The 19,686-nt window shown below is 75.9% G+C and carries 20 protein-coding genes; 8 read left to right on the forward strand and 12 right to left on the reverse strand.

All coding sequences use genetic code 11. The annotated features are described in order from the left end of the window. Positions 1-31: 31 nt before the first annotated feature. Genes ACI8AP_RS19525 through pheS form a run of 3 tightly spaced genes read right to left on the reverse strand, consistent with a single transcriptional unit; the run spans position 32 to position 4,390 of the window. Positions 32-871 carry an SDR family NAD(P)-dependent oxidoreductase gene (locus tag ACI8AP_RS19525; RefSeq protein ID WP_456591033.1) on the reverse strand — a complete coding sequence of 280 codons (840 nt, stop codon included), beginning with the start codon at positions 869-871 and terminating at the stop codon, positions 32-34. After that, complete coding sequence (gene pheT, locus ACI8AP_RS19530; protein WP_456591034.1) at positions 864-3,326, reverse strand: phenylalanine--tRNA ligase subunit beta; 2,463 nt, start codon at positions 3,324-3,326, stop codon at positions 864-866. The genes ACI8AP_RS19525 and pheT overlap by 8 nt, the downstream gene beginning before the upstream one ends. Continuing rightward, positions 3,323-4,390, reverse strand: a complete 1,068-nt coding sequence (gene pheS, locus ACI8AP_RS19535) for a phenylalanine--tRNA ligase subunit alpha (protein ID WP_456591035.1) — start codon at positions 4,388-4,390, stop codon at positions 3,323-3,325. Before pheS ends, pheT begins: the two co-directional genes overlap by 4 nt. A gap of 184 nt (positions 4,391-4,574) precedes the next feature. On the opposite strand from pheS, the gene ACI8AP_RS19540 reads away from it, so the two are divergent. Together ACI8AP_RS19540 and ACI8AP_RS19545 are read left to right on the forward strand one after the other, a co-directional pair. Further along, the gene (locus ACI8AP_RS19540; RefSeq protein WP_456591036.1) at positions 4,575-5,417 is read left to right on the forward strand and encodes an EamA family transporter; all 843 of its coding nucleotides are present in this window, start codon (positions 4,575-4,577) and stop codon (positions 5,415-5,417) included. A gap of 69 nt (positions 5,418-5,486) precedes the next feature. Next, complete coding sequence (locus ACI8AP_RS19545) at positions 5,487-7,736, forward strand: EAL domain-containing protein (protein ID WP_456591037.1); 2,250 nt, start codon at positions 5,487-5,489, stop codon at positions 7,734-7,736. A gap of 54 nt (positions 7,737-7,790) precedes the next feature. Here ACI8AP_RS19545 and ACI8AP_RS19550 read toward each other — a convergent pair whose 3' ends face one another. The 6 genes from ACI8AP_RS19550 to ACI8AP_RS19575 all read right to left on the reverse strand — a co-directional run bounded on the left by ACI8AP_RS19550 (position 7,791) and on the right by ACI8AP_RS19575 (position 11,832). Beyond that, positions 7,791-8,450 (reverse strand): TetR/AcrR family transcriptional regulator, encoded by a 660-nt coding sequence (locus tag ACI8AP_RS19550; protein WP_456591038.1) that lies wholly within the window; start codon positions 8,448-8,450, stop codon positions 7,791-7,793. A gap of 160 nt (positions 8,451-8,610) precedes the next feature. Beyond that, positions 8,611-9,423, reverse strand: a complete 813-nt coding sequence (locus tag ACI8AP_RS19555) for a TrmH family RNA methyltransferase (protein ID WP_456591039.1) — start codon at positions 9,421-9,423, stop codon at positions 8,611-8,613. Positions 9,424-9,637: 214 nt separating this feature from the next. After that, complete coding sequence (rplT, locus tag ACI8AP_RS19560; protein WP_135097047.1) at positions 9,638-10,027, reverse strand: 50S ribosomal protein L20; 390 nt, start codon at positions 10,025-10,027, stop codon at positions 9,638-9,640. Positions 10,028-10,068: 41 nt separating this feature from the next. After that, on the reverse strand, positions 10,069-10,263 hold the full coding sequence (gene rpmI / locus ACI8AP_RS19565) for a 50S ribosomal protein L35 (RefSeq protein ID WP_456591040.1): 195 nt from the start codon (positions 10,261-10,263) through the stop codon (positions 10,069-10,071). Positions 10,264-10,351: 88 nt separating this feature from the next. Beyond that, positions 10,352-10,927 carry a translation initiation factor IF-3 gene (gene infC, locus ACI8AP_RS19570; RefSeq protein ID WP_456562349.1) on the reverse strand — a complete coding sequence of 192 codons (576 nt, stop codon included), beginning with the start codon at positions 10,925-10,927 and terminating at the stop codon, positions 10,352-10,354. Between the two features lie 413 nt (positions 10,928-11,340). Beyond that, positions 11,341-11,832 carry a PH domain-containing protein gene (locus ACI8AP_RS19575; RefSeq protein WP_456591041.1) on the reverse strand — a complete coding sequence of 164 codons (492 nt, stop codon included), beginning with the start codon at positions 11,830-11,832 and terminating at the stop codon, positions 11,341-11,343. A gap of 52 nt (positions 11,833-11,884) precedes the next feature. Between ACI8AP_RS19575 and ACI8AP_RS19580 the strand changes: the two genes are divergently transcribed. From ACI8AP_RS19580 to ACI8AP_RS19590, 3 genes are all read left to right on the forward strand, one after another. Further along, complete coding sequence (locus tag ACI8AP_RS19580; protein ID WP_456591042.1) at positions 11,885-12,934, forward strand: MBL fold metallo-hydrolase; 1,050 nt, start codon at positions 11,885-11,887, stop codon at positions 12,932-12,934. Further along, complete coding sequence (locus ACI8AP_RS19585) at positions 12,913-13,476, forward strand: uridine kinase family protein (RefSeq protein WP_456591043.1); 564 nt, start codon at positions 12,913-12,915, stop codon at positions 13,474-13,476. Before ACI8AP_RS19580 ends, ACI8AP_RS19585 begins: the two co-directional genes overlap by 22 nt. Positions 13,477-13,570: 94 nt before the next feature. Then, positions 13,571-14,689 carry a uroporphyrinogen-III synthase gene (locus ACI8AP_RS19590; RefSeq protein WP_456591044.1) on the forward strand — a complete coding sequence of 373 codons (1,119 nt, stop codon included), beginning with the start codon at positions 13,571-13,573 and terminating at the stop codon, positions 14,687-14,689. Between the two features lie 15 nt (positions 14,690-14,704). Here the strand turns inward: ACI8AP_RS19590 and ACI8AP_RS19595 are convergent, their stop codons facing one another. Next, the gene (locus tag ACI8AP_RS19595; protein ID WP_456591045.1) at positions 14,705-15,280 is read right to left on the reverse strand and encodes a GNAT family N-acetyltransferase; all 576 of its coding nucleotides are present in this window, start codon (positions 15,278-15,280) and stop codon (positions 14,705-14,707) included. A gap of 186 nt (positions 15,281-15,466) precedes the next feature. Here ACI8AP_RS19595 and ACI8AP_RS19600 point away from each other — a divergent pair, with 186 nt between their 5' ends. The 3 genes from ACI8AP_RS19600 (at position 15,467) to ACI8AP_RS19610 (ending at position 18,092) form a co-directional block, all read left to right on the forward strand. Then, on the forward strand, positions 15,467-16,903 hold the full coding sequence (locus ACI8AP_RS19600) for an MFS transporter (RefSeq protein ID WP_456591046.1): 1,437 nt from the start codon (positions 15,467-15,469) through the stop codon (positions 16,901-16,903). A gap of 127 nt (positions 16,904-17,030) precedes the next feature. After that, positions 17,031-17,822 carry a hypothetical protein gene (locus tag ACI8AP_RS19605; RefSeq protein ID WP_456591047.1) on the forward strand — a complete coding sequence of 264 codons (792 nt, stop codon included), beginning with the start codon at positions 17,031-17,033 and terminating at the stop codon, positions 17,820-17,822. Between the two features lie 96 nt (positions 17,823-17,918). Then, positions 17,919-18,092: a hypothetical protein gene (locus ACI8AP_RS19610; protein WP_456591048.1), complete on the forward strand. Its 174-nt coding sequence runs from the start codon at positions 17,919-17,921 to the stop codon at positions 18,090-18,092. Here the strand turns inward: ACI8AP_RS19610 and ACI8AP_RS19615 are convergent. Together ACI8AP_RS19615 and ACI8AP_RS19620 are read right to left on the reverse strand one after the other, a co-directional pair. Continuing rightward, positions 18,089-18,715: a class I SAM-dependent methyltransferase gene (locus ACI8AP_RS19615; RefSeq protein ID WP_456591049.1), complete on the reverse strand. Its 627-nt coding sequence runs from the start codon at positions 18,713-18,715 to the stop codon at positions 18,089-18,091. The genes ACI8AP_RS19610 and ACI8AP_RS19615 overlap by 4 nt on opposite strands. Next, entirely contained in the window at positions 18,712-19,659 is a 948-nt protein-coding gene (locus tag ACI8AP_RS19620) for an NAD(P)/FAD-dependent oxidoreductase (protein WP_456591050.1), read from the reverse strand. The genes ACI8AP_RS19615 and ACI8AP_RS19620 overlap by 4 nt, the downstream gene beginning before the upstream one ends. Between the last annotated feature and the right edge of the window lie 27 nt (positions 19,660-19,686).

Below are 19,686 nucleotides of genomic sequence, written 5' to 3' on the forward strand. Positions count from 1 at the left end.
GTCAACGGTCGTGTGCCCGCTCCGGGAGAGGTCAGGCCACCGGGTCGTCGTCGCCGTAGGGGCGCAGGCGGAGCTGGCGCGCGGCGTCCTCCGGGGTCACCGAGCCGACGACGTCGAGGTCGTCGGCGCCCACGCGCAGGAACCGGCCCGACCACTGGTCCAGCTCGCCGGCCGCGATCGCCGCGACCAGCTCGACCACCTTCTCGGGCGGCGTCCAGTCGGTGTAGCCCTCCCACATGCGCATCGACCGGGTCATCGGGGTGTCCACGACGCCCGGTGACAGGTCGAAGGCGCGCACGTCGGTGCCCTCCAGGGCGCCGGCCAGGGCCTCGGTCATCCGCATGAGACCGGTCTTGGCCACCGAGTAGGCGGAGTACTCCGGCCGCGCCCGCACGCTCATCCCGCTGGCGATGTCCACCACCCGACCGCGGTTGCGCAGCACCATCCACGGCACCACGGTCCGCGCCAGCAGGAAGCCGCCCTTGATGTGGCTGGTGACGACGTCCCACCACTGGTCGGGGTCGGCCTCCCAGAGCGGCACCTCGAGCTCGTCGATCAGCCCCGCGTTGTTGACCAGCAGCTCGACCGGGCCGAGCTCCTCGCGGACCCGGCCCACGGCTTCCTCCACCGAGGCCCGGTCGGTGACGTCGGCGGCGACGGCGAGGGTCCGGGCACCGGTGGCCTCGGCGACCTCGGCCATGGCGGTGCGCAGCCGGTCCTCGGTGCGTGCCAGCCCGGCCACAGCCATGCCGCGCGCGGCGAGGCCCTCGACCAGGTGCCGCCCGATCCCGGTGGACGCGCCCGTGACCAGTGCCACCGAACCCGACAGGACGGCCCCGTCGCGGGGAGGACGGGGTCCTTCGTCAGCCACGGAGCTGCGCTCCGTTCGCGACGACGGCGGCGGCGACCGCGGCGTCGAAGGCGACCCGCGCCTCATCGCTGGTCAGCGTCCGGTCCGGCGCGCGGAACGTCAGGGAGTACGCCAGCGACTTCTGCCCCTCGGGCACCGAGCTGCCGGTGTAGACGTCGAACAGCCGCAGGTCCTCCAGCAGCTCGCCCGCCCCGCTCCGCAGCACCGCCTGCACCCGGGCCTCGGGCTCCGTCTCCGGCACGAGCAGCGCGAGGTCCATGCGGACCGGCGGGAAGGTGGAGATCGACCGCGCCTGAGGCACAGGCGGCACGGGCAGCGCGTCGGCGTCGAGCTCCATCGCCGACGTGCGGGCCGGCAGCCCCAGCGCCTCGCAGACCTTGGGGTGCAGCTCGCCGGCGTACCCGACGACCCGGTCGGCGACGAGCAGCGCGGCGCACCGGCCCGGGTGCCAGGGCGCCCGCTCGGCCTGCTCGACGGTGAGCTCGGCGCCGGCTGCCTCGGCCACGGTGCGGGCGGCCTGCACGGCGTCGGCCCACTCGGCCGGCCGGCCCGACCCCCACCAGCCGCGGGGCTCGCGCTGCCCGGTGAGGACGACGGCGACGTGCCACGGCTGCGCCGGCACCGCACCCAGCAGGGCGGCCAGCGTCGCGTCGTCCGGGCGGCGGTCGGCGCCGGGCAGCGGGGCGGCGGCGCCGCTCCCGCCGGGGAAGACCGAGCCGTGCTCGAAGAGGGCGACGTCGCGGAGCCCGCGGGCCAGGTTGCGGCCCAGGGCGGCGAGCAGCCCGGGCAGCAGCGTGGTCCGCAGCGCCGGCGCCTCCTCCGACAGCGGGTTGCGGACGGTGATCACCCGGCGGCGGTCGTCGTCGGCGGGCAGGCCGAGCGCATCGAGCTGCGCGGTGCCCAGGAACGGGAAGGCGGGGGCCTCCACGTAGCCGGCGTCGGCCAGCGCCCGGCCGATGCTGCGCCGCCGCCGCTGCCGCTCGGTGAGCCCGCGGCCGGGCGGGGCGGTGGGCAGGATCGAGGGGATCTCGTCGAACCCGCGGAACCGCACGACCTCCTCGACGAGGTCGGCGGGCTCCTGCAGGTCGCCGCGCCACGATGGCGGGGTGACGCGCAGCGCGTCCCCGTCGCCGCTCACCTCGGCGCCGACGGCGGTGAGCACCTCGAGCACCTGGGCCCGGGTGTAGGGAACACCGGCGATCCGGCCGGGCAGCCCGGCATCCAGCGCGATCGCCGCGCGCGGCGCGCGGACGTCGACGTCCACCGGCGCGCCGACGACCCGCGCACCGCCGTGCTCGACGAGCAGCGCCGCCGCCCGGGCCAGGGCCACGACGGTGACCTCGGGATCGGTGCCGCGCTCGAAGCGCTTGCCGGCCTCGCTGGGCAGCCGGTGCCGGCGCACCCCGCGCGAGATGCCGTTCTGCTCCCAGTGCGCGGCCTCCAGCAGCACCGCGGTGGTGGCGTCCCCGATCTCGGTGGACGCCCCGCCCATGACGCCGGCCAGCCCGATCGGGCCGGACCCGTCGGTGATGAGCAGGTCGTCGTCGGTGAGCGCGCGGTCGGCGCCGTCCAGGGTGGTGAGCCGTTCCCCCGCCGTCGCCCGGCGGACCGTGATCGGGCCGGTGACGGCGGCGCCGTCGAAGGCGTGCATCGGCTGGCCGAGCTCGAGCATCACGTAGTTGGTGACGTCGACGGCGAGCGAGATGCTGCGGATCCCGCACTGCGCGAGCCGGCGGCGCAGCGGCCACGGGCTCGGCGCGGCCGGGTCGAGGTCCTCCAGGGCGAGCATGGAGAAGCGGTCGCAGCGGTCGGGGTCGGCGACGGTGACCTCCCACGCCGGGGCACCCGACCAGTCGGGCAGCGGCAGGTCGGCCGGATCACGCCAGGTCACGCCCAGCACGCCGGCCAGGTCGCGGGCGATCCCGCGCAGCGACATGGCGTAGCCGCGGTCCGGCGTCACCTCGAGGTCGAAGACGACGTCGTCCAGGCCGAGGACGTCGGCGGCGGGGGTGCCCGGCTCGTAGCCCTCCTGCCCCAGCACGAGGATCCCCGCGTGGTCCTCGCCGATGCCCAGCTCGCGGACCGAGCAGATCATCCCGTCGGAGACGTGGTCGTAGGTCTTCCGCGCGGCGATGGCGAAGTCCCCGGGCAGCACGGCGCCCGGGAGCGCGGCCACCACCAGGTCGCCGACGGCGAAGTTCCGGGCGCCGCAGACGATGCCCCTCGGCTCGCTCTCCCCCACCGCGACCTGGCAGTAGCGGATCGGCTTCTTGAAGCCGGTGAGCTCCTCGATCTCGAGCACCCGGCCGACCACGAGCGGGCCGGTGGTCACCGGCGGGCGGACGACGTCCTCGACCTCGAAGCCCAGCCGGACGAAGGCGTCGTCGAGCTCCTCGACGGTGATGCCCGCCGGGAGGTCGACGAGCTCGGACAGCCAGCTGACGGGGACCTTCACTGCTCAACTCCGAACGGCAGGGTGAAGCGGACGTCGGCCTCGGCGATGTCGTGCATGTCCGACACCGCGGAGCGGAACTGCAGGGCCCGCTCGATGCCCATGCCGAACGCGAACCCGGTGTACTCGTCGGGGTCGACCCCGCAGGCCCGCAGCACGCGGGGGTTCACCATCCCGCAGCCGCCCCACTCGACCCACTGCGGGCCGTCGCGGTGCTCGGGGAACCACACGTCGAACTCCGCCGAGGGCTCGGTGAACGGGAAGAAGTGCGGCCGCCACCGGGTGCGCGCGTCCGGGCCGAGCAGCTGGCGGGCCAGGTGGTCCAGGGTGCCGCGCAGGTGGGCCATGGTGAGCCCGCGGTCGACGGCCAGGCCCTCGACCTGGTGGAAGACGGGCAGGTGCGTCGCGTCCAGCTCGTCGGTGCGGTAGACCCGGCCCGGGGCGACGACGTAGATCGGCGGCTGCCGGTCGAGCATGGTGCGCGCCTGGACGGGGCTGGTGTGCGTGCGCAGCACCAGGCCGGAGTCCTCGGGCGCGACGAAGAACGTGTCCGACAGCCACCGGGCCGGATGGTCGGGGCCGAAGTTCAGCGCGTCGAAGTTCAGCCACTCGGCCTCGAGCTCCGGGCCGTCGGCGACCTCGTACCCCATCCCGACGAAGATGTCGGCGATCCGGTCCATGAGGGTGGTGAGCGGGTGCCGTGCGCCGCGGGGGTTGCGGTCCCAGGGCAGAGTGACGTCGACCTGCTCCTCGGCCAGCACGCGGGCGTCGCGCTCGGCCTCGAGCTCGGCCTTCCGCGCCTCGTAGGCCTCGGTCACCGCGACCCGGGCGGCGTTCACCCGCTTGCCGGCGTCGCTGCGCGCGGCCGGGGGCAGCGCGCCCAGCTCGCGGCGGGCGAGCAGCACGGGAGCGCGGTCGCCGAGGTGCGCCGGGCGGGCGGCGGCCAGCGCCTCCAGGTCCGCGGCCGCCGCGAAGGCCCCGAGCGCGGCCCGCACCGCCTCGTCGAGGGCCTCGGGCGAGAGGGCGGCGACCTGCTTGGGGTCGTAGGGATCGTTGGCGCCAGACACGGGGAGCCATTCTGCCCGCCCACCGCCTGCGCCCGCGCCTGGGTTCCGGTGCGAGGATGCCGGACGTCGCCGGAACCGGCGTCCAGGCTCACCCCGGCCCCGTCCAGAGGCTCGTGCCGAGCGGGCGAGGCGCGAGGGGGACGGGGTCCTTCCACTGATCACGAGGGAGCTTCCGGAGGTGGGCGTGGCCGTCGTGCTCGCGCTGGCGTCCGCCGTCGTCTACGGCGCCGCCGACTTCCTGGGCGGGCTCGCCAGCCGCCGGGCGTCGGTCTCCGCAGTCGTCGCGGTGTCCCAGGCCGCCGGGCTGCTGGCGCTGGTGGCGCTGCTGCCCTGGCTCGGCGGGCCGGTCACCGCGGCGGACCTGGCCTGGGGCGCCGCCGCCGGGCTGGCCGGTGCCGGCGGCCTGCTGGTCTTCTTCCGCGCGCTGGCCGGCGGGGTGATGAGCGTCATCGCCCCGGTCACCGCGCTCACCGCCGCCGCCGTGCCGGTGCTGGTCGGCGTGCTGGACGGCGAGCGCATCGGCACCTGGGCGACGGCGGGCATCGTGCTCGCCCTGGCCGCAGTGGTCCTGGTCTCGGCCGAGAGCGGGCTGCGGGCGCTGCGCGCCGCCCGCCCCGCCAGCCTTGGGCCCGCGCTGGTCGCCGGAACGGCGTTCGGCCTGTTCTTCGTGCTGCTGGACCGCACCTCCGCCGACGCCGGCCTCACCCCGCTCGTCGCCGCCCGGCTCGCCTCGGTGGTGCTGGTGGTCGGGGTCGCGCTGGCCACCCGGCAGTCGCTGCAGCCGGGGCGCGCGGCGCTCCCGCTGGTGCTGGTCTCCGGATTGGGCGACATGACGGCCAACGCGCTGTTCCTCCTGGCCACGCAGCAGGGCGGCCCGCTGGCGATCACCGGCGTCCTCGCCTCGCTGTACCCGGTCAGCACCGTCGTGCTCGCCCAGCTCGTGCTGCGCGAGCGGCTCGTGCCGGCCCAGCTGACCGGGCTGGGGGCCGCCGCGGCCGCCGTCGTCCTGATCACCCTGCCCGGCTGACTCCCCCCTTCGGGGGAGGGTGCGGGGACCCGGCTCCGGCCCCGGCACCCGCCGGCCGATCCCCCCTCCGTGGACCCCGTGCGCCCCGAGCTCGACGCTGCCCTCGCCGCGGCCCTGCGCCCCGGCGGGGTGCGCAGCGTCTTCCAGCCCATCGTGGAGCTCGACACCGGCGCGGTCGTCGCCTACGAGGCCCTCGCGCGCGGACCCGAGGGGCCGCTGCAGCGACCGGATCTGCTCTTCGCCGCCGCCCGCGAGGCGGGTGTGCTCGCCGAGCTGGACGCCGCCTGCCGCGTGGCCGCCTTCTCCGGCGCGGTCGGGCACGGGCTGCCGGCTCCGCTGGCCCTCTTCGTCAACGTGGAGCCCGAGGTCCTCGACACCGCCCCGCTGGACGAGCTGCTGGCGATCGCCGGCTCCGCCCCCGGCGGCCTCCGGGTGGTCCTGGAGATCACCGAGCGCGCGCTCGCCGCCCGTCCGGCCGAACTGCTGCGCACGGTCGCCCGCGTCCGCGAGCTGGGCTGGGGCGTCGCCCTGGACGACGTGGGCGCCGAGGCGATGTCGCTGGCGTTCATGCCGATCCTGCGTCCCGACGTGGTGAAGCTCGACCTGCGGCTGGTGCAGGAACGCCCCGGCCCGGCCATCGCCCAGATCATGAACGCGGTCAACGCCTACGCGCAGGCCACCGGGGCCGCGGTGCTGGCCGAGGGCATCGAGAACGACGCCCACCTGGCCATGGCCCGGGCGCTGGGCGCCACCCTCGGCCAGGGCTGGCTGTTCGGCCGCCCCAGCCCGGAGCCGGCCTGCGAGCGCCCCCTCGGATCACTGCCGGCGCCGGTCGCGCCCCCCGGCTCCGGCACCGAGCCCGGCTCACCGTTCGCCTGCCTGCCCGCGGGTACCGCGCTGCGCCGGGCCCCGAAGGCGCTGCTCATCGAGCTCAGCAAGCAGCTCGAACGGGAGGCGCTGCGCCTCGGCGAGACCTGCGTGGTCACCGCGACCTTCCAGGAGGCCCGGCACTTCACCCCGTCGACGACGCAGCGGTACCGCGACCTGGTGGAGCGCACCGGCTTCGTGGCCGCCCTCGGCGAAGGGCTCCCCACCGAGCCGCTGCCCGGTCTGCGCGGGACCGACCTGGCCGGGGACGACCCGGTGCGCGGCGAGTGGGACGTCGTCGTCCTGGCCCCGCACTTCGCCGTGGCGCTGCTGGCCCGCGACCTCGGGACGACCGGCCCGGACCTGCAGCGGGAGTTCGAGTACGCCCTGACCTACGACCGCGACGTCGCCGTCCGCGCCGCGGGCAGCCTGCTGGGCCGGGTCGCGCCCCGCGCCGGCCGGACGCTCCCCGCCGCACCCACCCGCTCCGCGGTACGGCCCGGCTCCCCGGCGCCCGCGGGGCTCGACCTGCTCGGCGACGCCGGTCTGGTGCGGCGCGCTCTGGAGGCGACGCCCAGCGGCGTGTGCCTCGTCGACGTCCGCCTGCCCGACCAGCCGCTCGTGTACGTGAACCCGGCCTTCGAGCGGCTCGCCGGGGTGCCGCGCGAGGAACTTCTCGGCCGCAACTGCCGCTTCCTGCAGGGCCCCGACACCGACCCCGGAGCGCTGGCCCGTATCCGCGCGGCGATCGCGGCCGGCGAGGAGTGCCGCGAGGTGCTGGTGAACCTCCGCGGCCCCGAGCGCACCCCCTGGTACAACGAGCTGCACCTGGCGCCCGTCACCGACGCGGCCGGCGCCGTGGTCCAGTACATCGGCGTCCAGGTCGACGTCACCGAGCAGGTGCTGGCACAGCGGGCACTGGAGCAGGAGCGCGACCGCGCCCGCGGATACCTGGCCCGGATCGAGGAGTTGTCGGTCACCGATCCGCTGACCGGGCTGGCGACCCGCCGGCACGTGCAGGAGCAGACGGAGACCGCGCTGTGGAACGCGCGCGGTGCGGGCGACGCCGTGGCGCTGATCGTCGTCGCCGTCGACGGGCTCGCCGCGATCGAGGACCGCTACGGGCCGGCCGCCGCCGAGGAGCTGCTGACCGCCACGGGGCAGCGGCTCCGCGGCCGGCTCCGGCGGGGAGACCTCGTGGCGCGCTGGGCCCGTGACTCCTTCGTGGTGGTGCTCCCCGGCCTCGCGGCCGACAGTGCCGTCCGGGAGGCGGCACGGATCCGCGCCGAGCTGGCAGAGGCGGCCGGCGGCCCGGTGGCGCTCGACGGCACGCCCGTGGTCGCCGGGGTCAGCACCGGTGCCGGCTGCTACCCCGCCGACGCCGACGACGTCGCCGGGCTGCTGTCGGTCGCCGAGCGCGCAGCCGGGCGGCTGCCGGTCGCGCGGCGCTGAGGCGGCGCACCATCCCTCTGCCCGCGACCGGGGCTGCCTTCTCGGCGGCGGCGCTCAGCCGCGCGGCGGGAGCAGCGTGCCCAGTCCGCCGTCGGCGAGCTCGGTGAGCTGGTCGACCAGGTCGGCGGCGGACACCGTGCGGGCCCCCGACCACCAGTGCGTGGCCAGCTGGACCATGCCCACGACGCCGTAGGCCCACGTCATCGCGCCGTCGACCGGGCGGCCGGCCTCGGTGAGCCGGGCAGCCAGCAGGCCGCCGAGCGCGGTGGCGACGGCGTGCTCGGTGGCCGCGACGAGATCCGCCCGCCCCGCGCGCCCGGCCTGGGCGTAGGCGAAGCGGTAGAGCGAGGGCTCGTCCTCGATCAGCGACACGAAGGCGGCGATCACCGTCCGGAGCTGGGCACGGTCGTCGGCGCGGCCGGCGGTCAGCTCGCCCAGCAAGCGGGGCAGCAGGATGGCCTGGGAGATGCGCTCCAGGACGGCGTCGATCAGCTCATCCTTGTCGCTGAAGTACCGGTAGATCACCGTCTTCGACACCCCGGCGCTGCGCGCGACGTCGTCGACGGAGAAGTCGGGACCGGCCAGGCGGACGGCCTCGACGGCTGCCCCGACGAGGTCCTCCCGGCGCGCCCGCCGGTGCTCGGTCCACCGCGAACGGCGTCCGTCCGTCGGAGGGATCGCCGGCGCATCGGCGACCTGGTGCACGTGTTCCACGGTGACAGCCACCTTCCCTCGCGGCCCTGCTCGACGTACCGGGGAGAGCCTGTCCGCAGCCATCATCCCTCCGTCCCGCGCCGCGGGGGGGGACGAGCACGTCCGGTCGACCGCGAGGCTCCGTCCACCCGGTGTTGCCCGGCTCCGCCGGCAGGTCCGCCTACGCGCCCGCGGTCGAGGCCGACTGCGCGAGCTGCGTGGTGTAGAGGCAGATCGCGGCGGCCGCGGCCAGGTTCAGGCTCTCGGCGCGACCCCGCATGGGGATGCGGACCCGCGCGTCGGCCAGTTCCGCGAGCGCGGCGGGCACGCCGCGGGCCTCGTTGCCGAACAGCCAGAGCACCGGCCCGCCCAGCCGGCCGTCGGCGACGAGCTCCGGCAGCTCCGCCTCTCCCCCGCCGTCGGCCGCCAGCACGGTCACGCCGGCGCCGCGGACCGCCGGCAGCAGCTCGCCCAGCGGTGCGCCGCGGACGACGTCGACGTGGAACAGGCTGCCCGCGCTCGACCGCACCGCCTTGCCGCCGTAGGGGTCGGCCGAGCCCGCGCCGAAGACCACCGCGCCCGCCCCGCAGGCGTCCGCCGTCCGCAGCACGGTGCCGGCGTTGCCGGGGTCGGCCAGCTCGGCGAGCGCGACCGCGAGTCGCGGCGGCGCCGTCGTCAGGGCCGCGGCGGGGACGTCGCGCAGCGCGCAGACCGCCACCAGCCCCTGCGGCGTCACCGTCTCCGACAGCCCCGCGGCCGCCTTCTCGGTGACCAGCCGCACCGGGACCGGCGCGGTGGCGAGCAGCTCGGCGTGCCCCTCGGCCGCGGCCTCGGTGGCGAACACCTCCCGCACGCCGGCCGGGTGGGCCAGCGCCTCGGCGACCGCCTGCCGCCCCTCGGCGAGGAAGAGGCCGGCGGCGTCGCGGCCGGCCCGACGGGTCAGCTTGCGCGCGGCGGCGATCCTCGCGGAGCGCTCGGTGAGCAGCTCGGTCACGCGGTCTCCTCCCGGTGCGAGATCTGCACAGTGGCCCTCATGGGGCGCTGATGGGGGCGAGTGTGCAGATCTCGCCCGGGACAGAGAACGACGCCGCCGGCGCCGGCCGCGGAGGGCCGGTCACCGACGGCGTCGGTTGGTGAGGTGCTGGAACGGCCATCCTGCAGGGTCCCGCGCCGAGCGTGCGAGGCGTGGGGGGCAGGGTGGTCCTTTCTCAGGCGGCCTGGGTGCCGGTCGCCTCGGGGTTCGCGGCGAGCGCGGCCCGCGAGCTCTCCACCAGGGCGGCGAAGGCGGCGGGCTCGTTCACGGCCAGCTCGGCGAGGACGCGGCGGTCCAGCTCGATACCGGCGAGCTTCAGCCCCTGCATGAACCGGTTGTAGGTCATGTCGTTGAGGCGGGCCGCCGCGTTGATCCGGGTGATCCACAGCTTGCGGAAGTCACCCTTGCGCGCCTTGCGGTCGCGGTAGCTGTAGGTCGCCGAGTGGAGGATCTGCTCCTTGGCCTTGCGGTACAGCCGCGACCGCTGGCCCCGGTAGCCGCTGGCCGCCTCGAGGGTCGTCCGGCGCTTCTTCTGGGCGTTGACCGCCCGCTTCACGCGTGCCACGGAAGTGCTCCTGTCTCTCTAAAGGTCGGTGGAGGGGACGCTCAGATGCCCAGGAGCTTCTTGAGGTTCTTGGCGTCGGCCGGGGAGACGACCTGGTCCTGGTCGAGCCGGCGCTTGCGGGTCCCGGACTTGTGCTCGAACTTGTGCTGGTTGTTCGCCTGCTCGCGCATGAGCTTCCCGGTGCCCGTGATGCGCACCCGCTTGGCGGTGCCCTTGTGGGTCTTCTGCTTCGGCATGTCCTCGGTCCCTGTCGTCTGGTGTCGGTGCGCGCGGCGGCACGGAGCCGCCGCGGCCACCGGCCGTCTTCGGTGGTGCTGGTGCCGGTCAGGCGCTGGGCGCCTGCTCCTCGGCCTGCTCGCCCTTCGGGCGGCGCTTCTCCTGCGCCGTCTGCGCGCCCTTGTGCGGGGCGATCACCATGACCATGTTCCGGCCGTCCTGCTTCGGGTTGGACTCGACGACGCCCAGCTCGCTGACGTCGGCGGCCAGCCGCTGCAGCAGGCGGTAGCCCATCTCCGGGCGCGACTGCTCGCGGCCTCGGAACATCACGGTGATCTTGACCTTGTCGCCGCCCTTGAGGAAGCGCTCGACGTGGCCCTTCTTGGTCTCGTAGTCGTGCGGGTCGATCTTCAGGCGCAGCCGCATCTCCTTGATGACGGTGAGCGCCTGGTTCCGCCGGGCCTCGCGGGCCTTCTGGGCGGACTCGTACTTGAACTTCCCGTAGTCCATGAGCTTGGCGACGGGCGGCCGGGCCATGGGTGCGACCTCGACCAGGTCGAGCTCGGAGTCCTGTGCCAGGCGCAGCGCCTCGCCGATCGACACGATGCCGACCTGCTCGCCCTCGGGGCCGACCAGGCGGACCTCGGGGACACGGATGCGGTCGTTGATGCGGGGCTCGGTGATGGCCTCTCCTTACGCTGCTGCGTGGGAGGAGTCGCTGGCCCATCCGGGCGCCGACGGACAGAAGGCCCCGTGAGCGTCTGCTCACGGGGCCCACTCGCCGGTGGCCCACGACCCGTGCAGGTCGTGCGCACGCGATCACCGACCGGTGGCCGGTGCTCGCGATCCGGGACCTGGGCGCCTGGAGGGCGTCAGGTGGGAGCGGGCTCCTCTTGGATCAGCGGCCCTGGGCAGGGCCGCCGGGTGGTTCGCGCGCCTCGATGTAGCGGGGAGGCACGCCCATGCTACAGCGTCCCGAGCCCCCCGGTCATTCCCCCCTGCGGCGACGTGCCGGACCAGCTGGCGACGTGCTGGAACGGCCCCGTCCCGAGGCTCGCCCCGAGCGGAGCGAGGGGTGAGGAGGACGGGGCCCTCTTTCAGTCGTCGTAGAGGAGGGGTGGCCGGACCGGGTCCTGCGCCCGGGCCGCGGCGTGCAGGGCGCGCAGCCCCTCGACAGCGCGGACTGCCCGCTCCCCGTCGGCGGCCTGCAGCGCGAGCAGGGAGACCTCGTCCCCGTTCTCCAGGAGGAGCGCTCCCCACGCCGACTTCCGCTCGAACCGGACCGCCCGCACCGCCGTCCACGGCAGCTCGTGGTGGACGACGACGTTGCGGACGCGCACGCCCGCGGCATCGGCGTCGACCCGCGACCGGCCCAGGAACACGATCCCCGCACCGAGGACGAGGCCCAGGCCGGCGATGGCCACCTGGTCGTCCAGGCCGTAGTCCACCACCGTGTTCTGGGTCGAGGGCAGGCCGAGCGCGACCAGCAGGGCCACCAGGACGACCACCCCCGCGACGGCGGTCAGCAGGAGCCGCAGCCGGCGGGGGGCGACCGAGACAGCAGGCAGGGGATCCGGGGAACCGCTCACCAGCCCATGGTGTCAGCCCGGGTGCCGGCGACGGCTGGCAGAGTGCGACGTCGTGGAGATCACCGGCACCGCCCAGCGCGCGGCGTGGGACGACCGCGCCATGCCCCCGGTCGAGCGGCTGCGCGGGGACCTGTGGTCGGTCCCGGTGCCGATCCCGCACAACCCGCTGCGCTACGTGAACGTCTACGTCCTCGCCCTCGACGGGGGCGGCCTGGGCCTGGTCGACACCGGGTGGGAGAGCGAGGCCGGCTGGTCGGCGCTGACCGAGGGGCTCGCCTCCCTCGGTGGCTCGATCGAGGACGTGCGGGGCGTGCTCGTCACCCACCTGCACTTCGACCACCTGGGGCTCGCCGCCCGCGTCCGGCAGGCCAGCGGCGCCTGGATCGCCATGCACCCCGCCGACGCCGACGCGGTCCGCCGGCTGACCGCCACCGACGCGCAGGCGGCCGTCGACGACGAGGTCGAGTTCCTCGTGCGCCTGGGCGCTCCGCGGGACGAGGCGGTGGGGGACGTCGGAGGCGCGGAGAACCTCTCCGGCTTCACCCGCATGGCCGTGCCCGACCGGCTGCTGGAGGACGGCGACCGCGCCGCCTTCCCCGGCTGGTCGCTGCGTGCGGTCCACACCCCGGGTCACACCCCCGGCCACCTCTGCTTCGCCGAGGAGCGCACCGGTCTGTTCTTCTCCGGGGACCACGTCCTGCCGCGCATCAGCCCGAACATCTCCAGCACCCGAGGCGGCTCCCCGGACCCGCTGCGGGACTACCTCGGCTCGCTGGCCGCCGTGCGGGAGCTCGACCCGTCCGAGGTGCTGCCCGGTCACGAGTGGCGGTTCCGCGGCCTGGCCGACCGCGCCGACGCGCTCACCGACCACCACGAGCGGCGGCTGACCGAGCTGCTCACCGCGATCGCCGAGCACCCCGGGGCCACCCCCTGGGACCTGGCCGCCCACCTGACCTGGTCCCGGCCGTGGGACCAGTACGCGCGACGGATGCGGATCTTCGCGGTGACCGAGACCGACGCCCACCTGCGGCTGCTGGCCAGCCGGGGCCTGGTCGTCGGGGACGGCGGTGCGGTGCCGACGTGGACCCTGCGCCCGCGCTGACCGCGGCCGCCCTGGCCGACCGGGTGCTCGGTATCGCCCCCCGGCTGGCCGCCACGCGGCTGGTCTGCGTGGACGGCCCGGCCGGCTCGGGCAAGACCACCCTCGCCGCTCGGCTGGCCGCCGTCCTCCCCGGGGTCGTCGTCACCGTCCACATGGACGACCTGTACGCGGGGTGGACGCTCACCGGCGCTCCGGCGCGGCTGTCCGCCGGCGTGCTGCGGCCGCTGGCCGAGGGGCGGCCGGGCAGCTACCACCGCTACGACTGGGCGGCCGGGCGCTTCGCCACCGGACCGACGCCGGTGCCCGTGCCGGCGGTGCTGGTCGTCGAGGGCTGCGGCAGCGGGGCACGGCCGGTCGACCCCTGGGCGAGCCTGCGGATCTGGGTGGAGGCCGACCCATCGATCCGGCTGGCCCGGGGCCTGGCCCGCGACGGTGCCCACCTCACGGGCGAGTGGCGGCGCTGGCAGCTGACCGAGGCGGCTCACTACGCCGCCGACGGCACGCGCGCCCGGGCCGACGTGGTGGTCGACGGCGGACGGTGACCCGGCTCACGTCCGACCGGGCGCGCCGGGTCGCGACACACATCGGTAACGCCGGACGGCGACCATGGAGACCGACCGCACGCGAGGGGGACACGTGACCGACACCGTCCGGGAACAGCCGACCGAGCTGCCGCTGGCCGGCTACACCGTCGCGGTGACCGCCGCCCGCCGCAAGGAGGAGCTGGGGGCGCTGCTGGACCGCCGCGGCGCCCGCGTCGTCTACGCCCCGGCGATCCGCATCGTCCCGCTCTCCGACGACACGGAGCTGGTCGCGGCGACGCGCCGGGTGCTGGCGGCCCCGGTTGACCTGGTGATCGCGACCACCGGGGTCGGCTTCCGCGGCTGGCTGGAGGCCGCCGAGGCCTGGGACCTGCCCCTGGTCGCGCACCTGTCGGGCTCGCGCGTGCTGGCCCGCGGCCCCAAGGCGCGCGGAGCCATCCGCGGGGGCGGCCTGGTCGACGCCTGGTCACCGGAGTCGGAGTCGTCCGCCGAGGTGCTCGCACACCTGCTGTCCGGGGCCGAGGGGCCGCTGGCCGGGCGGCGGATCGCCGTCCAGCTGCACGGTGATCCGCTGCCCGATCTGGTCGCCGGCCTGCGGGAGAGCGGCGCGGACGTGCTCACCGTCCCGGTGTACCGCTGGGTGCCGCCCGAGGACGTCACCCCGGTCCGCCGCCTGGTCGCCGGCATCGCCGCCGGTGCGGTCGACGCCGTCACGTTCACCAGCGCGCCGGCGGCGGCGAGCCTGCTGCAGGTGGCCGACGAGACCGGCCACCGGGAAGCGCTGGTGGCGGCCTTCAACGACCGCGTGCAGGCGGTCGCCGTCGGCCCCGTCACCGCCGCGCCGCTGGACGCGGCCGGGATCCCGTCCTTCCAGCCGGCCCGCGCGCGCCTGGGGGCGCTGGCCCGCGAGGTGGTGGCCCGGCTCCCCGAGCGGGACCCGGTGCTGCAGGTCGGGCCGCACACCCTGCAGGTCCGCGGGCACGCCGCCGTCGTCGACGGGCAGCTGGTCGAGCTGCCGCCGGGACCCCTGGCGGTGCTCCGGGAGCTGACCCGCCGGCCCGGCCACGTCCTCCCCCGGGCCGACCTGGTGGCCGCGCTCCCCGGCGGCGGGGACGGGCACGCGGTCGAGATGGCGGTGACCCGGCTGCGCGCGGCGCTCGGCGCGCCGCTGGTGGAGACCGTCGTCAAGCGCGGCTACCGCCTGCGGGTGTGAGACGCCGGCGCAGCCTCAGCGCAGGTCGAGGCGCATCAGCACGCGCGGGAAGCCGTTGACGACGGAGCCGGTGTCGGCGGCCTTTTCGAACCCGGCGCGCTCGAACAGCGCGCGCGTGCCCACGTAGGCCATGGTGAGGTCGACCCGCTGCCCGTCGTTGTCCACGGGGTACGCCTCGACCGCAGGTGCCCCGTGCGCGCGGGCGAACTCCACGGCGCCCGCGACGAGGTGGTGGGCCAGCCCCCTCCCCCGGTGGCCGGGGCGCACCCGGACGCACCACAGCGACCAGACGTCGAGGTCGTCGACCCGCGGGATCCTGCGGTTGCGGGCGAAGCTCGTGTCGGAGCGCGGGTGGATCGCCGCCCAGCCCACCACCTCGCCGTCGTCGTACGCGAGCACCCCCGGTGGCGGGTCCTCCCGCACCAGCTGCCGCACCCGCTCGCCGCGCGCGGGCCCGACCAGCTCGCGGTTCTCCTTCGACGTCGGGAGCCGGTAGCTCAGGCACCAGCACACGTTCGCGTCCGGCCGCTTCGGGCCGACCATCGTCGCCACGTCGGCGAAGCGGACGGCCGGCCGCACCTCGATCGCCATGCGGCGATGGTGGCACGGCCCACCGACCACCCGGCCGGCCGCGTGCTCACACCGCGCGATCGGCGCGGTGAGGGGGTCGTTCCCGAGAGGTCACACGAGCGCGGCCACGCGGAAACGGCCGGTTCCTAGCGTCGGACGCCACGAGGAGCCGCCCGTCGGGCGGCCGGGGAACCGAGGGATGCGCCCATGACCACCACCCCCACCGCCCGCCCCACCGGCGAGCTGGCCGCACCGGCCTCCGCCCCTCCCGCCGCGGCCCGGCGCGGCCCCCGCTGGATCGACGACTACGACCCGGAGGACCCGCGCTTCTGGGCCTCGCCGCAGGGCCGCCCGGTGGCCCGGCGCAACCTGGCGTGGTCGGTGCTCGCCGAGAACATCGGGTTCAGCGTCTGGCAGATGTTCAGCGTCGCCACCGCGGTGCTGGCCTCGATCGGCTACGGGTTCACCAGCGACCAGCTGTTCTGGCTGGTCGCCACCGCCGGCCTGGTGGGCGCGATCATGCGGGTGCCCTACACCTTCATGCCGGCGCTGGTCGGCGGCCGGAACTGGACCGTGGTCAGCGCCGCCCTGCTCTTCGTCCCGGTCACCCTCCTCACGATCGCCGCGACCACCGGGCAGCCGTACTGGTTCTGGGTGCTCACGGCCATCACCTGCGGCTTCGGCGGGGGGAACTTCGCCTCGTCGATGGCGAACATCTCCTTCTTCTACCCGGACAAGGAGAAGGGCTTCGCGCTCGGGCTCAACGCCGCCGGCGGCAACATCGGCGTCGCGATCATCCAGCTCGTGGGCCCACTGGCGGTCACCCTCGGCGCGCTCGCCGTCGTGGGCGGCAGCACCGGGACGACCGACGGCGGTGAGGCCCGGTACGTGCAGAACGTCGCGCTGATCTGGGTGCCGTTCATCCTGCTGGCGGTCGCCGGCGCGTGGTTCGGCATGAACAACCTGTCCGGCGCGAAGGCGAACGTCGCCGACCAGGCGGCGATCGCACGCCGGAAGCAGACCTGGGTGATGTCGTTCCTGTACATCGGCGCGTTCGGCTCGTTCATCGGCTTCTCCGGCGCCTTCCCCCTGGTGCTGGCCAACGAGTTCGCCGCCGACACCTACCGCTACGCCTTCCTCGGCCCGCTCGTCGGCTCGCTGTCGCGGCCGTTCGGCGGCTGGCTCGCCGACCGGGTGGGCGGGGCGCGGATCACCGTCGTCACCTTCGTCGGGCAGGCGGTGGCCATCGGCGCGGCGATCGCGTTCCTGCGCGCCGGGAGCTTCGGCGGCTTCCTCGCCAGCTTCCTCGTGCTCTTCGCCGTCGTCGGCATGACCAACGGCTCGACCTACCGGATGATCCCGATCATCTACCGGGCCGAGGCGGCCGCCGGGTACCCCGGCGACAGCCCGGCGGAGGTCCTCTACCGCGCCCGGCGCGACACCGCCGCCGCGGTCGGCATCATCTCCGCGGTGGGCGCGCTGGGCGCCGTCTTCATCCCCCGGGTGGTCTCGGAGTCCTACGGCGCCACCGGCGGCGTCGAGACGGCTCTGCTCAGCTTCTGCGGCTTCTACGTCGTGTGCGTCGCGGTGACCTGGTTCGTCTACCTCCGGCGCGGCACGCTGATGCAGCGCGCCGGCGTCTGACGAACGGGCCGGCGCACCGCCGGGTCCGCCCTCCGGGGCCGGGCCCGGCGGTGGGCCGTGGCCCCAGCGGGTGAGCCCGCCCCGTCCCGGGGTGCAGCGACACCGCCGCAGCGACGAAGATCGCCGGGTGACCGCAGCCGAGGAGACCAGCACCGGGCGCACCCTCATCGAGGCCGGGAGCCCCGTCGCCGGGTCGATGAGCGGGGCAGCGGCGACGGTCGTCTTCGAGCCCGCGGCGGCGCGGGTGCAGGTGGACGACCGGTTCGCCGCTGTGCTGCGCACGACCGCGGAGGACGCCGCCGGCGTCTCCGGAGCGCGGGAACGGGTGCGGGCCGGTGCTGCGCTGGCGTTCGCGGTGGAGCACGCGGTGACCGTCCACCGCGCCGGCCGGGCGATGCGGACCGACGGCTTCTTCACCGCCCGCCCGGGCAACCGCCCGGTCGCCGACGAGCTGGCCGAGGCCGTCCTGCTCGCCGCCCGCTCGTCCACCGACGAGCGGCGGGTGCGCCACCTCGGCTACCTCCTGGCCGAGGTCGCCGTCTCCCCCGACATCGACGCCGAGCTCGTCGGCCGCGCGCTGCGGCTGATCGGGACGCTGGGCTGGCGGCAGCTCGCGCTGCTCGCCGCCGTCGGCCGGCGGGATCGGGTGCCGCTGCCCATGACGCCGCTGGACGACGACCCCCGGGGGTGGGTGGCGTGGGGCGCGCGGGAGGACGTGGCCGCCCTGCAGCGCGCCGGCCTCCTCGACCCGCCGCCCGCCCGGCCGCGTCCCGGCGGTGCGGCGCTGCCCCGGCTGCGGATGGCCGACCTGCGGCTGACCCGTCGGGGTGTGCTGGTGCACCGGCTGCTCGTGCTGGAGGTGCTGCGCGAGGAAGCCGTGGCCGCCGCCCTCGCCGAGCTGGGCCTGCCCCGCAGCTGACCCGCGGCGCATCGTTGCCGAGTCGTTACCGGATCCGGTGGTCCGTTCCACTTCCCTGACGCGTCTACAGGGCAGAGGGACGGAAGGGAGGCCGCGATGCCCGGGAAGCACGACCAGCGACCGGAGAGCGCCGCGCTGATCGCCGCGCGCCAGCTGGCCGAGGAGGCGCGTCACCGCCGGGCGGGGGGCGACCTGCGCCGGCGGCGGCAGCCGGCAGCGGTGGCGGCGGCTGGAGCGGCATCCCGCGGACGGGCACCGGGAGCGCACTAGCCTCGCCGTCGCGCGACGAGCACCGTGTCCGGAACGGGGTTGCCGGTCCGCTCCGCCGCCCCGGGGTCCCGGTCCCGGGTCTCGGTGACGACGTCCGCCCACTCCACCGGGTCGAGCGCCGCCGCGACGTCCTCGGCCGTGTAGAGCACGCCGGGGTCGTGCGTGTGGGTGTGCCCGTGACCCCACCCCTGACCGTGGAGGTGGCCGACGACCAGGAGGGTGCCGCCCGGCGCGACGGCGGCCGCGAGGCGTCGGAACACGCCCTCCCGGTCGGTCCAGCTCGCGTGCAGGTAGTGCGCCGTCACCAGGTCGAACCGGCGCTCCGGCGGTGCCCACCCGTCCAGGTCGGCGTGCAGCCACTCGATCCGGCCGTCCAGGCCGCGGGCGCGGGCAGCCTTACCGCCGCGCTCCAGCGCGACGGGCGAGAAGTCGACCGCCGTCACCCGCCAGCCCCGCTCGGCGAGCCAGAGGGCGTCGCCGCCCTCGCCGCTGCCGGCGTCCAGCGCGGTCCCGGGCGCCAGCCCGGCCGCCTCGACCACGAGCTGCCGGTTGGGGCGACCGCTCCACACCGCCGGCGCCGAGCGGTACAGCTCGTCGTAGGACTCCCGGTCGACGGCGCTCATGCGGCCACGCTCCGCTTCGCGGCCACCGCAGCCGCGGTGTCCTCCTCGATCAGGTCCGCGTTGATCATCGCGCCGGCCCGCAGCCCCTGCGCCGCCGCGACGATCACCTGCGCGCTCAGGTCGCCGGCGTTGCCCGCCACCCACACGCCGGGCACGTCGGTGCGCCCGGTCGGGTCGGCGGGCAGGTGGGTGCCCAGCACCGTTCCGTGCATCTCCATCGGCACCGGCACGGCCCCCAGGTCGGCGACCAGCTCGGCGTTGGCGACGAAGCGCGGCGCGACGACGACGGCGTCGCGCTCGACGACCTCCCCGGAGGCGAGCCGCACGTCCGCTGCCCCCTCCAGACCGGCGACCTCGCCCCGCACGATCCGGACGCCGCGGGCCGCCAGCCGCTCGAGCTCTTGGTCCGTCGGCTCCGCGCCGGTGTGCACGAAGAGGGTGACGTCTTCTGTCCACTGCCGCCACAGGTTCGCCGCGTAGGCGCCCATGGGGCCGGTGCTGAGGATGCCGACCGCGCGGTCGCGCACCTCCCAGCCGTGGCAGTAGGGGCAGTGCAGCACCGTGCTCCCCCACCGCTCGGCCACCCCGGGGATCTCCGGCAGGTCGTCGGTCAGCCCGGTGGCCAGCAGCACCCGCCGGGCGCGCACCCCCGCGTCGCCCTCCAGATCGAGGGCGAACCGGTCGTCCTCGCGGCGGACCGAGACGACGCGGCCGGAGACGATCTCCCCGCCGTAGCCCTCCACCTCCCCGCGACCGACCGCGTACAGCTCGGCCGGCGGGGTGCCCTCCCGGCCGAGGTAGTTGTGCACGTGCCCGGCCGGTGCGTTACGGGGCTCCCCCGCGTCCACGACCAGCACGCTGCGCCGGGCGCGGGCCAGGGTGAGCGCTCCGCTCAGCCCTGCCGCGCCGCCTCCGATGACCACCACGTCGTATCGCTCGTCCATGCCCGCCACTCTGGACCGGAGTGAGTC

The sequence above is a fragment of the Blastococcus sp. SYSU DS1021 genome (genome assembly GCF_054050995.1).

Bases quoted from the DNA above. Each gene is read 5' to 3' on its own strand.
- rpmI (WP_456591040.1), bottom strand. From the start codon at position 10,263: ATGCCGAAGCAGAAGACCCACAAGGGCACCGCCAAGCGGGTGCGCATC.
- ACI8AP_RS19595 (WP_456591045.1), bottom strand. From the start codon at position 15,280: ATGGCGATCGAGGTGCGGCCGGCCGTCCGCTTCGCCGACGTGGCGACG.
- ACI8AP_RS19600 (WP_456591046.1), top strand. From the start codon at position 15,467: ATGACCACCACCCCCACCGCCCGCCCCACCGGCGAGCTGGCCGCACCG.
- ACI8AP_RS19610 (WP_456591048.1), top strand. From the start codon at position 17,919: ATGCCCGGGAAGCACGACCAGCGACCGGAGAGCGCCGCGCTGATCGCC.
- ACI8AP_RS19615 (WP_456591049.1), bottom strand. From the start codon at position 18,715: ATGAGCGCCGTCGACCGGGAGTCCTACGACGAGCTGTACCGCTCGGCG.
- ACI8AP_RS19620 (WP_456591050.1), bottom strand. From the start codon at position 19,659: ATGGACGAGCGATACGACGTGGTGGTCATCGGAGGCGGCGCGGCAGGG.